Origin of the sequence: Butyrivibrio sp. INlla16, assembly GCF_900104155.1 — a bacterium.
Lineage (GTDB): Bacteria > Bacillota > Clostridia > Lachnospirales > Lachnospiraceae > Butyrivibrio.
Genome location: NZ_FMYB01000064.1, coordinates 1 through 16,686 on the forward strand (window position 1 = coordinate 1; position 16,686 = coordinate 16,686).

Consider the following 16,686-nt stretch of genomic DNA (forward strand, 5'->3'; position numbering starts at 1 on the left):
TAAAAGTTTCCCAATCTGCCGGACTATAGATTTCCGACAGAAGGGTTAGCTTCCTTTCTTGGGCGACCACGTGGCCGCTTGGGTTTTATTTCAACTTGATCCTTTGGCTTCGGCTTTCGCCCGCGTTTCTTAGGCTCAGGCTTTGGAGCCGGCTTTGAAAGCCCAAGAGCTTCGAGCTCTTCCATTGCGGTTTGTATTGTGTGCACCCAAAACCCGTCAGCGGATGATGGCTCTGCAGGTGCATCCGCCCTACGCCATGCTGATGAAAGATCATCCATGAGTTCACCATAGGACATCTGTTTCAGAAGTCCAGCATTTTCGGCTTTGCGGATAATCCTGCAGGTTGCAACAGTTGAGATAAAGTTTACAAACTCGCTGCCTATTACAGCAAAGTCGCCCTGCTCACCGGTATGGTCAAGGCACTCATCGCTCTTGTAACGTTTAAAGACCATCTCCAGAAGCCAGCGGTCCTGATAACACTTGTATGCCACTTCAGGGGCAAGATCCTGATCTGATTCGAGAACCATTACGCCGAACGTGTTTCTTTTCTCAGCGTACTTCTCGGGAGAAAAAGTATTCTTACGCTTGGCGTTTGCAATGTAGGTTGATTCTTCCTTTGCAGCCTTTTTCGCATCTTTGAAGGCATAAAGGTAACGACCACCTTTAATTCTGGCTTTTTTATAAACAACATGGGCATCTATGCCCGAAAGTACACCATCAAACGAGAGCATGTCATTATCAGAAATGCGTTTGTCATTTCGCTTGATAGGTGTAAGGAAATGAAGATCAGGTCTTTCTGAGAGCTCTTCTTTAATCTTGCTCGGAGGAAAGCCCTTATCTGCGACAATGATTCCTCTTCTAAGATCATTATCGCGTATAAATGCCGGATATGACTTTGAATCTATACTGTTGCCAGGGAATATCTCGGCACATATGGGTTCCATCAGTTCAATATCGTAAGCATAGAGAACGGAGACCTCGCTGCATCCTCGTACTCTAGCTTTGTAGGAGTATGCCGACAGGTCATTGACTATGCTTGTGTCCTGCTTTAAGGTGCCATCAATTGCTACGTGATGGTCAGCGGATGTAGCTTTCATGCGCAGCCGATAAAACTTACTGCGCCGTGCTCCGTCCATACCAATCATGTTAAACAGCTTATTGACAGAGTTTTTCGATATGGCTGCACCAGGATAGTCCTTACAGACAAAACAACGATTGTAGTGTGTCGAAAGCCTGCTGTCAGTAACCTGAGGCTTAATGACCCTGAGCGAAGCGATTGCCATAATCGCATAGACATCGGAAGGGTCGTAAACTGCCAGCAGATCTTTTTCAATGTCCCGGGTCACCGAGTGTACAAGAGCAGATGAGCCATAGGACAGCATATCAGGAACCACCGGAGCCGATGAAACAGTTGTCTCAACAGGGACATACTCGTGATTGATAATATGTCCGACAACCTTTCCGTTGCGCGGCTGAGGATTTCCGCCTGCAACATATTTTGTGGATGCTCTTTCTCTAACGGCGTACCTTTTAGGGCCGTCACGTCCGCTGTCATCTACAATAGTATTCACTGGTCTGGGAACTGCACGGATATCTGCTGGAACTGGCATAAGAAAACCTCCTTTTATATAGTCCTATTATACCATAGTCGGACTATATAATCAAGTTTTCTTTGTCCCATTTTACAAAAATCTGATGTCAAAGTGCAGTAAAAATCAGGGAAAATGATGCGGTTTACCAAGGATTTTTGCCTTTGGTGCACTCATTTTCTGACAATTGAAGTAACAAACCGCGGATTTAGGGGCTTAACCTATAGTCCGACGATTTGGGAAAGTTTTATTATAGTTAGACGTGATTACATTCCCCTATTGTCGTTAAACGGCTATGCGCTAATCATTAAGCTTTATGAGTGCATCTAACCATTCTTGAACTATTTGCTGATCTTCATAAGCCATCTTATTCCTTCCGTAACGGTAACGTTATTACAGTGTTTGTATCTTGGAATTACGACCATTCATCACACAGGATTCGCATCATAACAAAATCGCTGTACTCTCCGTTGTAGTAATAACCTTGTTCTTGGACGCCCTCCTGCTTGAAACCGATTTTTTTGTAGAATTTCAAAGCATCTGTATTGAGTCCCACTACTCCGATAGATACACGGTTCATTTCAAATTCATTAAAAGCCATATCCAACATGAGACGTATTGCCTCTGTACCATATCCTTTATGCTGCATTTCAGGATTTGGAATTATTATTGTCAAGTCGGTACAATGCCATACAGGAAACATTCTGAGTAGCCCAGTTTCTCCTATAATTGCCCCGTTCATATCCGTGATAGTAAACCATACAGAATCTTCTGATTTATGGCATTTGTTGATATATTTTTTTCTTCTTCCTCATTCGTAGTATCCGTAAATCCGCATTGAAACATAATTTCTGGCTGGTTGAACCATTCTGCAAAGAACTTTGCGTCCTCTTCTTTTTGTTCCCGTAGAATTATATATTTCCCTTTAATCTCAGCATGTATCATTTTTATAAACCTTCCAATTTAATGAATACAAAATCATTATCTCTGCTCTATCGCTAAAGCTCACATTCTGCATTTCTTAGTTAAATGGCTATGTTCAGTCTAGCCATAATAGTTGGGTCTTCCCATACCTATTGTAGCCCAATGTCTGGCGAGTTCGAGCTCTGAATCAACATAGTCCTGATCATATTCTCCGTCTGCCTTCATTTCTTCAATATCTCTCTGAACTCCTTCAGGAGTTGACTCTCTGGAAATACCAATGCTTATTTCATTAAAGTTATATGCATATCCATTTTCATCATAATCAATTCTGTCATTGTTATGAGATTTCAAAACCTCAACTAAATCATCAGCGTCGCTATCAAAAGCAGCCATGCCATAAATATAAGGTTTTATGCATCCATTTTTTCCACCCAGAAAATCTATGAACTGAACTTTGTCACTTTCATCAAAATCGATAGCAAGATCACTATCAAAATAATAATAGCAGTTCTCCCATATATCTGCATTTCCAAGAAGGCTGACGACTTCGCTTTTACTCATCCCCAGCAAAATCTTCTTATCATCCAAAATGATTCCCTCAAGTGAATTTATTATTGCCTTAATTGTGTGTTTTCTCATACCCAATCCTCTCCAATATATTTCTCGTATATCTCATATAATCATTTATTTCGTATCTCCTCGAGACACCGGTCAAGCGGTGTCTCATCCTTGATACACATGATATCCGGATTTGTCCCGGCTACTGCATTTATACTGCCATCCGGATTTTCTCCAACATTTCCTGAAAATCGTATTAGTAATCCTGAATCAGGAAGTAGGAGCATCACCGGTGTCGGTCCCAAGCCATCACCTGAGGTTTTTGTTCCTACTAATGTCGCCCATCCGGTAGCTTTACAAAAGCAAACAAATTTCTCCGAAGCTGAATACACTCTGTTGCTTATCAGAACCCATTTCTTTATGTCCCTATCAATTATCTCTCCATCAAAGTCTTCCTCTGAAAGAGTCCATGTATTCGTATAATATCGGTCAAGCCCCAACTCTGAAGCCCATTCCGGCGCGTCTGAAAGTTCAGAAACAGGTTTTGATTCAGAATCCGCATAATACTTATTGATTAATGGCGTAGACTTAAAAAAAGACCGATATCCAAACTCATATGTACCACCAAAAGGTGCAACCAGATTCTCCATCCAGTATCCATCGCTACCGCCACCATTTGTTGTAATATCGAAAATTATATTCTCTGCCTCAGGATATTTTTTCAAACCTTCATAAACTATGTTGCTATCCCTGTCCACCAATTCGTACTGAAAAGATGGAATTTTAATATACAACGCCTTACAATCAGCGATATATTGCATAAAGACATCCGGAAACTGCTCCTGAGTATCCTGCACAAATTGTTCTGATGACTCCAGTATTTTATAACGTTTTGAAAGTTTTGGATCTGTGACTATCTCGTAATATGTCCTCTCAGTTTCTCTGTAATAATCATCATTTACAAATATGTTATATAAAGATGCATAATCTTCGGGTGAAGCGATATTCAGATGTGCAAAGTTTTGTAGTTCAGCTAACATGTTTTGTAACATGCCGTAGAAGTCATCTTCTTCAGTAATATCCTTGGTTTTCTCAGCATATCTGTCGTATATATCATCAACATCTATGCCTTTTTCTTCAAGACATGGCAGGTAAGGATAACTGTATTGAAGCTCATCCCACAGTACCTCATAGTCGCTCATATATGGAGCTTCACCTTTTTCCTGGCTAAAGGTAATGCTAACATCGTTACCACAAAATACCTTAATCTGCTTTATCAAATTGTCTTTATCATCTTCAGATAACTCACGTGCCCCAGTATCGATAGAAACTTCTTGAACCACTAAATCATCAGATACAATAGTTTCAGCCTCTGCATCGCCTATGTTTAGCAGTTCCGCCATTACATCTGATATCTGTTTCTCAATATATTTCCCATACTCATCTGCTGTAACCGGTGTAGCATCTGTTAATGATTTTATATCCGCAGGATCTTCCATTACATTTTGTCTTGATGAACCATTTCCGCATCCATTCAGTAAAAGCATGATGAATACTGCCCCAATAGTGATTCTCTTGGACCAAAAGCTCATTACCATACCCTTTACCCCTATTTCCCAGCCATCAGTTATTCTCACTGAGGTAAATGCTAACCCTGCTCTGAATGATATCAGCTACCTCCTCTGCAGATTTCTGATCCTCATAGAAAGCATCTGCCTCTTCATATATGATAGTCTCTACTTTATTTTCATACGCTACAGTATTAGTCAGGGATTTGATGAAATCAATAAGCTTGCCTGTTTCTTCCTTTGACATCTCTGTGATTTCTATATCCTGTCCACCTGCATGCCAGGATTCTGAGGTCTCAACTTTTTTGCCATCACTATCGATGTAATACGGCTTATGCTGAGCCTTCTCAGCCTGAGCTTCCAAGGCACTTGTCTTGATTGGGAATCCATAATCCAGACGGTCCTGATAATCATCTACAAGAAATGATTTCATGAATTCCCATGCTGCTTCCTTGTTTTTACAATCCTTGTTCATTGCTATTTGTGTATTAACTGAAATATAAGACTCTCCACCATCGACTGTGGGAAAGCCGTTAAACACTATATCTTTGCCAAAATATCCCTTTTCCAGCACCTGATATTCTTTGAAGGAAGAAATATTATATGACAGAAGAAGTGACTTGTTTTCCCTGTAATAGGTATCATATTCTTCGTAATCCATATCCTCATCCATTTCCTCAGGGAACTGTTTTACAAATTTCAAAAGATCAACAAAGCCTTCAGAATCATAGTTGCAGGTCGCATTTTCATAGTCTATATATGTAGTTCCTGTAGTGGCATACAGTTCAGAAGCTGAATTTCTGGTCATTGCTCCCATGCCGACAGCAGGGTCTATACCGTTCTTTTCACAAATATCCTTATAATTCCCAAGTGTGACCTTTTCATCTCCTACATTATCCTTAGCAGCAACACAAGTGCTGACCGAGAACGAAGGAACAACTGTATAAAGCTTTCCGCCAACACGGGTCGAATCCACAATATTTGTCACATAATCAGAGAGCTGTATGTCGGTATCGTTTTCAATATAGGAATCCAAAGGCTCAAAAACGCCCTTTTCGGCATAGCTCTGAATCGGCATATCATAGTCAACAATCAGCATATCCGGGCCCTGTCCCTGTACAAGGTCAAGTCCCAGTTTATTTATGGAATCGCTGTAGGCATCGCCTGTATCATCCAGGTTATCATCTGCATAGTCGATCAGACTTATCCTGTATTTGTCGCTCTTTCTGTTGAACCTGACTACCTGCTTTCTAACATCCATCGGTGTCCAGACGGTACCGATTGTGATCGTCTCCTTATCAGCAATTTCTGACGGATCAACTTTTACCATGCTTGCAAGCATCGGTTCACTGTCTTCATCGTTATTAAGCACATACAGCTTTCCACTCTCATCATCTCCTACATAGCTGAAATAATTGGACAGTATGTCAGATGATGTCAGATCGCAGATAAGGGTTGTTTTCTCATCACCAATATTGAATGCACTTATACTTGTGGAATCAGCTATATAAAAATCATAGCATTTTCCGGGATATAAACTGCTTCCGCCATATACGCCTTCTGGAAGGGATGCCTCTCCGTCAAATGACATGTTATCCGGGTTGAATTTAACAAGCCCTGTCGAATCACCATCCCAATTATCTTCATAGATGTATATGCTGCCATCCCTCATGGCATACATGTATGCATAATAGTAATCGTCATCACCATCAGGCTTTCTCTCTGCGATATGTTTTCCCTCACCGGTATTCTCATCATAGAATGAAAATTTTCCACTACTCTGAGTAAGGATACCTTTGTCCTTAACATATATCATGGAGCGGACATAATCCTTGGCATCAGATTCCGTGAGAGGCTGATCCCATATAACATCCCCTGAAGGAGACAGCTTGACCATAGTGGTTTTAACATCGGAATCAGTAGCTTCTTCTGACATTGTTGTATCATCAGTTGCTGCTTCTACATTTTCTTCATTATTATTAGCTGAGTCTGCTTCTTCTGTAGCCTTATCTGAATCTTCATCCTCTTTTGAACCAGCTTCTTCCACGGATGTTTCTTCCGCTGTTTCAGCACTTTCGCTATCTGAAACAACTTCTTCATCAGACTCTTCTTCATCCTCCATTGCCTGGATCTTAGCCATGTATTCATCAGAGTACACAGTCTTTATGAGATAAAGATTTTCTTTCTCATCAACTGCCAGACATCTGTATGAGGTATTACCTTCTGTATCAAGTGGGACCTTCTCGACATTTTCTGTATCAAATCTCATTTTAAACAGGGAGATCTCATCCTCATCCTCATCTTCACCATAAAAATCTACCAGCGTATAGAAATTCTCCTTTGTTGTACAGCAATTCTGAATATAGCTGTCCCCATTGACCGGCAGTTCTATATCCTCCATCCGGTAGACATGATCCTTATCAATCCTGGACTCCACTTTGGTTTTTTCCTGCTCAGGTGCAGTCTCTTTTTTTCCACACGCACTTGTAAAAACCATGGTGCATACCATCCCCATGGTAAGCCCCTTCTTCCAAAAACTCTTTTTCATAACCCTTTTCTCCTATTTTGAAAGCCTTATCTCAATCTCGTTATGTAATGCCATAAGTATCGACTTTTAAAAACAGTCAACCCATCCACAGCTTTTAATGTCATCAAATGTAACTTCTTTATTTAATTCAGGACCATTAGTTAACGGCTCTGGTTTGGCAGACATATCCCCAAATGACACTACCGTTATAATTATTGCCACAATTACCCCCAAGCAGATTACTACCAGCTTTTTTGTATGCATATTATTCCCTCCGCTGATCTTTAGAATGAACAACTAACTTTCTACACAAGACTGTACTAATCAGGAAATGTCATTATTAAAACCATGCTTCGTAATAATACCAGCCGTTACCAATTTTCTTAGTTATTCCGCCATTATCACCTTCGTCATGCCACTTCCAGTAGCCATTTTCTGCTTCCAAATTGACATCAACATTCTGAAAAGCTTGTGGCTGATCTGAAGGAGAATAATAAAAGCCATAATACTTGGAAGCAGGAATTATTCCTTTTCCTGTATACGTAAATTGAACAATTTCTTCACTCTCTGAATTTCTGAAAACTCCATCCATTTTAGCCTTTTTGAATGTTTTTTTTAGACAAATCCCCATCCATCATGTTCTGAGCTATATCTGTAAGTTGAAGTTTATTCTCTTCTACAAAGGCTACTATTTGTTTTTCTCTAGATGGTCTTGTACATAAAAAAATCATAAAAGCCGCGATGATGCCGATTAAAACTGCCATAAATCTAACTTTTGCAAATATATTTTTCATGCAAATCCTCCCAACAAAGTTTTTTCCCTTCTCCGGTACCTTTTAACCCCTCATTTATATAACGCGTGAGCATTTAATTTCGGGACAATTAATCCCATCCTTTTCTATTTTCTTATCTCCAACATGTTATATGGCTCCACCTTTAATTCTTTTTTAGGTATATGTTGTTCAAAAAGCTCGCCATCAACATACAAGTCATATCCGTCCGGCGTAAGCTGTAAATATGCATTATCCTTTGTTATGAATATTTCGTCCTCAACATAAGGCGGATCATAGAGAGGCTGTATGACCGGTACGTATGATGCAAAAAGAAGAACCAGTCCCAGCATTATGATCACAGAATTCTTCCTTTTATCTGTTCTTATATCCAAGAATACTCGGCGTGCTCTTGATACAAGCATTCTTTTCTGCGTAATTCCTGAAAAGCTTGCCACGCTGTACCCATAAGGCTTCATCGCTCTTATGACTGCCATCTTTTTCATGGTCTCAATATAACTGATCTTCTCTTCCTGTGAGTAACCTCTTACAGCAGCTTCATCGCATCTTCTTTCAGAAAGCATTTCAAAATCAACTTCAAGGAGTCTAAGCACCGGATTCCACCACAAAATACAGCTTGCAAGATGAAGCAGCATTTTGATTAGGACATCCCTGTGTTTGATATGTGATGCTTCATGGAATAAGATATTTCTGATATCCAGGTCCGAATAATCCACCGCTGGCAATATCACACCATAATTTATAACCCCAACCGAAACAGCCTCTTCAATAAATTCAGACATTACTATTTTCTTCGGATCCAGGCCCGCGCTCCTTGCTATAAAGGCATATTCCTTAGGAAGCTCTTTACCCTGTATAATTAAAAGTCTAATACTGTTTCTGTTTTTTAAGACCTTATATCCCCAGAAGCCGATTGCAAAAGTAGCACCGGCAATCCATATGACTATCATCAGTGAACCTATAGATATAACATTGCCTATCCTTGAGTTCAAAAAATCATTAAGGCCTGTCATCACTATCCTCGATGGGATTACAAATGAAATGCATGTTTCTATGGGAATTATGATTCTTACAAGAAGCATGACAAATGCTGCAATCCATGGGGTCATTCCTGCGGAAAACATGTTGCTATCTCTTTGCACAGCTATATGAAAAGTCAGTGCAACCGCTGTTCCAAAAAACATCGCAGTAAACACAGACCAGGTACTTATACTTATCATTTTCCGATTTCCTTCTTCTTTTCTTTTACAAGTCTGTCCAGTTCTTCTATTTCATCCGCATCAACTTTTCCAGTCCCAATTATCCCTGAAACCAGCTGAGGCAAAGATATCTTCCCTTCATATTGCATCAGTTCTTCCATCATATATTCCGTGCAGCTGACCTCAGGTGCAAAAGTCCTGGCAATTGTCTTCCCACTGTGCGTATATCCCACTTCTTTAAGAAGGCCTTTCTTTATAAGACTGTTTATGATAGAAAAACCTGATCTGTCCTTCCAACACCTGTTAGGACTTGCCTCGATCAGCTCTGCCAAAGACATCTCTTTCTCCGCTGTCCAGTATGCCTGCATTATCTCCATCTCACTCTGTGTTAAGTACATCCGTTATCTCCCTGTATTTTATTTAAACAATTTGAATTTCGCCTGATACGGCTGATTTCCCCAAATGTCACAATAAAAGTATATGTCATTTGTCAGTGTGAGTCAATTTTATTTGACTGTATCTTTTTGTTTTTATTAAACAAAAAGCTCTCAGGAAAACCTAAAAGCTTTTGAAGTCACTGTGGGCAGTTCTCTTATGCACTCACATCCCTATAGTATTTCGCTTGCGCCTCAAACATGGTGGCGTATATGCCATCTCGCATTTTTACGAGCTCATCATGTGTGCCGTACTCTGCAATATGTCCTTCGGAGAAAACTGCTATTCTGTCACAGAACTTGCAGCTTGATAATCTGTGCGAAATATAAAAAGCGGTTTTACCACCAACAAGGGTATGGAACTGTTTGTAAACCTCGTATTCAGCCAATGGATCAAGGGCAGAGGTAGGCTCATCCAGGATAACTACAGGGCTATTCTTATATAAAGCCCTTGCAATTGCAATCTTTTGCTGTTCTCCTCCGGAAGGTTCTATTCCCTTTTCATCAAAATACTTGAATAAATTAGTCTTTGCGCCCTTTTCAAGCTCATCAATTCTATCCCTTAGTCCTACAAGGTCAATGTACTCATCAACCTTGCCCTCATCAAGGCTATCAAACGCTATATTCTCTTCTATAGGAAAAGAAAAAAGCTTAAAATCCTGAAATACCGGAGCAAACTGCTGCATATACTGACTGTAATCGTAATCTCTTATATCTATTCCATCAACCAAAATCTGACCTTCTGTGGGATCATAAAGCCTACAGAGCAGCTTAATAAAAGTAGTTTTGCCGGCGCCATTTAGACCCACAATAGACAAATGCTCACCGGGTCTAATCTTAATACTGATATCATCAAGAATCTTTTTACCAGTTCCCGGATAGGAAAAAGAAACATGCTTGAATTCGATTTCATGGGGCTTTTTAGAAATCTCTTTTTCTCCCTTGGGAAGAGCCTCCGGATATTCCATAAATAAAACATACTCATAGGCATAGTTGCAATCCTTGATAAGCTCAGTCACATTGTAAACAAGTCCGCTCAAAGTTCCGTTGAGAGCTGCTTCTGTGCTGATTAGCTGCACTAAGGTTCCAATACCATAGACTCCCTTTATAGCCAAAAGAGCTACATAAAAGTATGCTGCAGCACCTTTTATAGCAGATATTACATTAACACCTATACTATATGGAAGCTGGGTTACTGCCTGCCATCTCCAGTGCTTATTGCTCTTATCCGTATTATTTTTCCAGCAGTCCAACATAAGGTTCTGAGCGTCATAAAGACGGATATCCTTACCAAATCTTGGATCTACTATTTCCCAGCCAAAGTAGCCAAACAGTCTGTTTACCTTGGATAGTTTTCCAAAGGCTTCAATTTCTATCTTATTCTGCTTGGAAACCACATATAGATTTACTAGCGAGTATATAGCCAAAAGAAGAAGCAGGAGCGGTGCATGAAGAGCTATAACAACCACAAATCCAATGGCTCTGACTATGTTGGTAATGAACATAAAAAGGATTTCAGAAATGCCATAAACTCCCCCTGAGTACCAGCTCATTCCTGTTCTTGCTTTTTCAATCTGATCCAGAGCCTCTTTATCCTCTGTGAGCTGATAATCCAGTTCCATGGAATGTTTCCCCATGAGTATTGAAAAATAGTCATCAAGTCTTTGCTGGTATTTACTCAGTACAGTATTACTGCGGCTGGTAACCATTGAAATAACGAATTCACCTATAATAAGACTTGCTGCGAGAATTACCAGTTTTCTTAAATCTCTTTCACCTACTATCTCATCAACTATAAGAGGTGAAATCATGATTGCCACAAAGGGTTGAAGAATCTGAGAAACTGCTTTTATGCTTTCCCATATAAAAAATCCGGGGTATTTTTTATATGTTGTCGAAAACAAAAGAGCTACAACTTTTCGTATCTTATGGAGAGCAGAAACATTTTCTTTACTGTCTTTATTTAAGTTAGCCAACCTTCTCTACCTCCTGCTGCGTTTCCTCACCTTCCTCATTATCACGGTAATACTGAGCTTGTACGTTAAACATATCTGCGTATTTTCCGTTCTTCTCCATAAGCTCATCGTGACTTCCAAGTTCCACCATGCTTCCATTTTCAAACATTGCTACTTTGTCACAAAATCTGGTAGATGCAAGTCTGTGCGAGATATAAACTGCACTCTTTTCTCCGATCATTTCATCAAACTGCTCATAGAGCCTTTGCTCAGCAATGGCATCAAGGGCAGAGGTGGGCTCATCCAGGACAACTATCTTAGAGCCTTTATACAGAGCCCTTGCCAGAGCCAGCTTTTGTTTTTCGCCACCGGATAAATCGATACCATCTTCTTCTACAACATTTGTAAGCGGTGTATCAATTCCTTTTATGAGTGAATTTAACTTTTCTTCAAGCCCGGCGGAAATAGCACACTCTTTTGCCCTGTCTCCATCGAGCTTGTCCCTGCTATACATGGCGATATTCTCAGACATAAGGAATGCGAATATCTCAACATTCTGAAATACCGGAGCAAATAGTCTGTAATAATCTTCTCTCCTGTATTTTCTGATATCTGTGCCATTGAGGGTAATAACACCTTCTGTTGGATCGTAGAGCCTTAATAGGAGCTTGATCATTGTAGTTTTTCCTGCGCCGTTTAGTCCTACCACAGCAAGTTTTTCTCCCGGATGAATCTTCAGATTAAGATCCTTAAGAGCATAGGTTTCTGCCTTGGCATACTTGTAGGATACGTTCTTAAATTCAATTTCGTAGGTGTCTGCCTTCGGAATCTCTATACAGTCTTTTTCATCGTCATCTATATCAAGCTCAATAAAGGATCTGAAATCATCAGTTTCCAGTGATGCCTTCTTATAATCTCCAAAGCGCTGCAGGAGATTTAAAAGTGCCTGAGAAAAAGCCATTGATAGAGACAAAAAGAGTGTGAAGTTTCCTACAGACAAGTCTTTTGTAAATACTGCAAAAAACAGTACCGCATATATCAGCGCCTTGATCACAACATTCGCTATCTGTGTAACAAAAGAGTTTTTGAACCAAAGCTCATGATGAAGGTCCATTTTTTCCTCTTTATCAAGGTATGTCTCCTCCTGCTTTTTTGAAAGAAACTCAGAGAGATTAAAGAGCCTGATCTCCTTGGCATGGTCACAGTACTGAGTCACTCTCTCCATATAATCAGTCTTTCTCCAGGAATCAGAAAGCTCATCCCAAACCTCTTTTTTGTCCTTCTCAACTATTTTCCTATAGTACAAAAACTGAATAACACATAATACTATCAGTGCCAGAATTAGTCTGAAGTCCAAAACCATAACTGCCACAAATGTGACCACTACTGTAAAAAGACTGGTAAGAAGCTGCTGCATATAACGCATCATACCCTCAACGCCGTTCATGTTGCCACCTGTCGCCTGGGCTGCACGCTCTGCAACATCAAGGACATCCGGTCTTTCAATAAGTTCATATTTAAGTGAAAGAACTCTTGCTATTCTCTCGGTGATCATATGCATGCGTACATATATAAATCTGTACCAGACAAGACAATCCGATAAAACGCTTCCTATATTGAGAAGGCATGCGATAAATCCTGCGGCAAAGATCAGCTTAACAAGTCTTTCCATAGCCTCTTTTTCCGGAAGTCCCATCTGAATAATATCAATTACATATTTACTAAAAATCCCCCAAAAATAAGAAAGAACAGATGAGCAAACCATCCCAAGCAGTACAAGAGCTACTACATCCGGCTTGTACTTAATCATCTTACCTATGATATATCTGGTGTTACTCCATATCCCAAACTCCTTGTGTAATGGATTATCTTTACTTTCTTTGTATTCATCCTCAAGCCACATGGCTACTTCCTCCCGTTTCTACACTTTCTACTTTTCTGACTTTCTTCTGCCATATAAGCCTGAACCCAAAATGAAACACCCCAGCATTCCTATAATAGCCCTCCATACCAATCCGGAAATCCCCAAAAGTGGTGGGAATGGACATAAAAGAACAAATATAATAATCCATATTCCAACAATACAAAAAATCAAATTTTTCATATATACCCCATCAACATTCTAAAAAAAGTCATCCAAACTGCAGTTCACATCATTACTATCAAAAATTCATCTTCCCATTTAACATCGTTGCCAAAATATTCTTTCATCAATCCTATATCCAACTTCCAAGTACTAGCAATACAGATTTTTCCATCTTTTCGAAGTACTCTACTGCACTCCCGCGCTATATCTTCCCACTGCGATTGGATATGATAAAATGCGTTATAAATCACAATAGTATCGAATGAATCATCCGGATAATCCATTTTGCTTGCATCCATGATCTGAAATTTAATATCTGTATGATTTATCAGTTCATTAAGTCTGCTGTCATCTAAATCAATGCAAGAAACACTCTTTGCCATAGTAGATGCTGAAATTGAAAATTCTGCTCCACCACAAGCCACCTCTAGTATATCTTTATCTTCTATATGAGAATTTAGTAATTGTACAAGTTTATCTGTTTTCTTCATAATGTTTTCTCTCACTCCATCGGAATCATTCCCTCAACAACAAACATATCCTCTTCCACAGTTATATCCAACGTTCCATTCTGCTCATTCACAAGATCCTGAACGCTTCTTAGTCCAATCCCATGACTGTCTTTGCTCTTTCTGCCATGAATACGCCCATTATCGATATTTACTATTCCGCTAAATGTATTCTTGATCTGCAAAAACAGCATTCCCCCTGAATATTTCATAGTCAGGAAGAGCTTTTTATCTTTTGCTTTTGACGCAGCATCTATCGCATTTTCCAGAAGATTTCCAACAACTACATTAAGCTTGTATCTGGATACATCCATATCCTCCGGAATCTTTACATCGCAGGTAACTTCTATTTGATGGTTCCTGGCATTATCAAGTAGATAATTGATAAGACTGTCGGTTTCATACTCACCGGTATGGACCAGCCTCTTTGAATCAGCAAATGTCCCTCGTAATTCCTCGATATAAGAACATATCTGTTCATCTTCACCTTGCTTTGCCAAACCTTCTATTTCAAACAGATGATGACGGAGATCATGCCTGAAATTCTCTTCTTTTCTGTTTGAAATGCGCATCAGCTCCATCTCATGCCTGTAAGCTTCAACCTCTCGTTCAAGGTATATTTTCCTCATCTTGTCTCCGAGATTAATAGCCAGTCTGTTGTACAATACGATGGACAGCGCAGATATTCCGACGACGCATATACAGGCAATTAGTCTGTATACCCCAGATTCCATAGCAGTTACACAGTATAAGATCACTGCCGCCATAACCGGGAATCCTGATAGGACAATCATCTCTTTTCCGACTACATCCCAGGTCTTTTCCTTGCGGATTGTAACCCCCAGGATTCTTTCCAATATAAGCAGAAAGATAACCGTAAATGGCTGACTGTAGAAATAATCAGAGCTACTCAAAAAAGGTGTAGTTATTGCATAGGCCAGCATATCACAGGCAGCTCCTAATACGGCAATTATCATGCTTACCAGTATTTTCTTTAGCAGACTGCCCTCATATGCACTTGCTATTAGTATCATCAGCAGAATGTTTACAATGAGATTTATGGCCGGCATATGTAAAAGTTCATTAACAGCAATAGTACCCACGAACCAGCACAAAGAATATACTTCTCTTTTCACTCTGTTATCTGAATCAAACAGGAGAAAATCCCCCATAAACCGCCTGATCACAAGAAGCAGTAAAAAATTACATAAAACATTTATCAGATAGTATTCCATTTAACCCTCGCAACACATTTTCTTCCATCGGGAAAAGATTTTATTCTTAAAGGACTCAGCATATTTACGGCTGATGCTGATCTGCTCTCCATTATTCATGACCACACGGTCATTGCCGGTCTTTTTTAGGGCATTTAAATTGATCACATAAGAATTATGAATCTGAGCAAAGTAATCCGGGAGCTTTTTTATTTCTTCTGAAAGCTTGCCATAATAGTCTATGGTCTCATCGCGACAGACTATGCTTACTATTCTTTTGTTACTGAATAAATACAGGATATCCTTACAGCTGATAGCGATTTCTTCCCTTCCGACTTTACAGGTAAAATAGTCTCCTGATTCTCCAATAATCTCAAAGCCACGCTTCAGAGCCTTAAATAATGTCTCTTCTGTTACCGGCTTAACAAGGAAGTCCAATGGCTGTACCGAAAACAGTTTCATTGCATAGGTTTCCTTTGATGAAACATATATGATCTGAGTGTGAAAGTTTCTGTTTTCCTCACGCAGGAATTTCCCTACATCAATGCCGCTCAGTCTGGCCAGTTCTATATCAAGTATCAGAAAGTCATATGCCGCTCCGCATCTGATGTTCTCTATAAGTGATTCGCCTGTATAAAAAATCTCTGTGTCGAAGTTCACACCGATCTGATGCGAATTGTTTACAAGAATATCTTTTATTTCCTGGCATGTAAGTGTTTCGTCATCACATATTGCTATCCTGTAAGTGTTCATTACCTCTCCCTTAGGTCAAATGTACTCTCATATGCACAAAGAAATTATAGCATCCATATACGCTTGAAAATGGTAATTGTAATAATTAACGCCCAGATTGTAATAATTAACATCAGCATATAAAAACAGGTACCAGTAAAATGCTGATACCTGACACCGTACAACTATTTCTAAATCCTATGGTGGCTAACACAAATTTCATATTATAGTCCCCCACTTATTATCAGGTAGTGTCAAATTTACTACCTCTTTTTTGTTCTAAAGCCTTGATTTATCGGGAGTTCAAAATAAAATGAGCATTGACCTCCCTTTTTGGTATAATGTCAGCGACCAAACTCACAAAAAACCAGGAGACAATGCTCGTGAACATTATACTTTATTTACTTGAAATCATCCACCAACTCTATCAGCAGAATTGCTGGCTGGTAAACTTCATATGCAGATATATACCGCTAAAACAGTGGGCTTTCGACGATTCCCATTCTCCCAAATATCAAAAGTTCAAAGTTGATAAGCTTCCCGTCATCATAAAAGTAGAGCCATGGGATTACCGTGATTTCATGGCTTATCTTAAATGGC

Annotated in this window: 16 protein-coding genes and 1 pseudogene; 1 reads left to right on the top strand and 16 read right to left on the bottom strand. The window is 39.6% G+C overall.

What is annotated here, in order from left to right:
- Positions 1–23: 23 nt before the first annotated feature.
- The 16 genes from BLR42_RS19545 to BLR42_RS19610 form a co-directional block, all read right to left on the bottom strand.
- Positions 24–1,610: a transposase gene (locus BLR42_RS19545; RefSeq protein WP_091872814.1), complete on the bottom strand. Its 1,587-nt coding sequence runs from the start codon at positions 1,608–1,610 to the stop codon at positions 24–26.
- Between the two features lie 394 nt (positions 1,611–2,004).
- Positions 2,005–2,331: a GNAT family N-acetyltransferase gene (locus BLR42_RS23695; protein WP_242879443.1), complete on the bottom strand. Its 327-nt coding sequence runs from the start codon at positions 2,329–2,331 to the stop codon at positions 2,005–2,007.
- Positions 2,328–2,534 (bottom strand): GNAT family N-acetyltransferase, encoded by a 207-nt coding sequence (locus BLR42_RS23700; protein ID WP_242879444.1) that lies wholly within the window; start codon positions 2,532–2,534, stop codon positions 2,328–2,330. The genes BLR42_RS23695 and BLR42_RS23700 overlap by 4 nt, the downstream gene beginning before the upstream one ends.
- 99 nt (positions 2,535–2,633) lie before the next feature.
- Entirely contained in the window at positions 2,634–3,152 is a 519-nt protein-coding gene (locus tag BLR42_RS19555; protein ID WP_091872817.1) for a hypothetical protein, read from the bottom strand.
- 41 nt (positions 3,153–3,193) lie between these two features.
- A complete protein-coding gene (locus BLR42_RS19560) occupies positions 3,194–4,669 on the bottom strand; it encodes a S41 family peptidase (protein WP_091872819.1) in 1,476 nt (491 codons plus the stop codon).
- Between the two features lie 25 nt (positions 4,670–4,694).
- A complete protein-coding gene (locus BLR42_RS19565) occupies positions 4,695–7,187 on the bottom strand; it encodes an ABC transporter substrate-binding protein (RefSeq protein WP_091872822.1) in 2,493 nt (830 codons plus the stop codon).
- A 66-nt stretch (positions 7,188–7,253) separates the two neighbouring features.
- Positions 7,254–7,430 carry a hypothetical protein gene (locus tag BLR42_RS23070; RefSeq protein ID WP_170832890.1) on the bottom strand — a complete coding sequence of 59 codons (177 nt, stop codon included), beginning with the start codon at positions 7,428–7,430 and terminating at the stop codon, positions 7,254–7,256.
- A 76-nt stretch (positions 7,431–7,506) separates the two neighbouring features.
- Positions 7,507–7,758 (bottom strand): hypothetical protein, encoded by a 252-nt coding sequence (locus BLR42_RS19570; protein WP_091872824.1) that lies wholly within the window; start codon positions 7,756–7,758, stop codon positions 7,507–7,509.
- Between the two features lies 1 nt (position 7,759).
- Positions 7,760–7,960, bottom strand: coding sequence for a hypothetical protein (locus tag BLR42_RS19575; protein ID WP_091872827.1), 201 nt, complete (start codon positions 7,958–7,960; stop codon positions 7,760–7,762).
- 104 nt (positions 7,961–8,064) lie between these two features.
- Entirely contained in the window at positions 8,065–9,177 is a 1,113-nt protein-coding gene (locus BLR42_RS19580) for a M56 family metallopeptidase (RefSeq protein WP_091872829.1), read from the bottom strand.
- Entirely contained in the window at positions 9,174–9,554 is a 381-nt protein-coding gene (locus BLR42_RS19585) for a BlaI/MecI/CopY family transcriptional regulator (RefSeq protein WP_026665353.1), read from the bottom strand. Before BLR42_RS19585 ends, BLR42_RS19580 begins: the two co-directional genes overlap by 4 nt.
- A 194-nt stretch (positions 9,555–9,748) precedes the next feature.
- A complete protein-coding gene (locus BLR42_RS19590; protein WP_091872832.1) occupies positions 9,749–11,566 on the bottom strand; it encodes an ABC transporter ATP-binding protein in 1,818 nt (605 codons plus the stop codon).
- Positions 11,559–13,448, bottom strand: a complete 1,890-nt coding sequence (locus BLR42_RS19595) for an ABC transporter ATP-binding protein (RefSeq protein WP_091872835.1) — start codon at positions 13,446–13,448, stop codon at positions 11,559–11,561. The genes BLR42_RS19590 and BLR42_RS19595 overlap by 8 nt, the downstream gene beginning before the upstream one ends.
- A 245-nt stretch (positions 13,449–13,693) precedes the next feature.
- Positions 13,694–14,122, bottom strand: a complete 429-nt coding sequence (locus BLR42_RS19600) for a class I SAM-dependent methyltransferase (protein ID WP_091872838.1) — start codon at positions 14,120–14,122, stop codon at positions 13,694–13,696.
- 11 nt (positions 14,123–14,133) lie between these two features.
- Entirely contained in the window at positions 14,134–15,375 is a 1,242-nt protein-coding gene (locus BLR42_RS19605) for a sensor histidine kinase (RefSeq protein WP_091872841.1), read from the bottom strand.
- Positions 15,376–16,107, bottom strand: coding sequence for a LytR/AlgR family response regulator transcription factor (locus BLR42_RS19610; RefSeq protein WP_091872843.1), 732 nt, complete (start codon positions 16,105–16,107; stop codon positions 15,376–15,378).
- A gap of 362 nt (positions 16,108–16,469) precedes the next feature.
- Between BLR42_RS19610 and BLR42_RS23370 the strand changes: the two are divergent.
- Positions 16,470–16,686 (top strand): annotated as a pseudogene (locus BLR42_RS23370) (transposase); the annotation flags it as partial.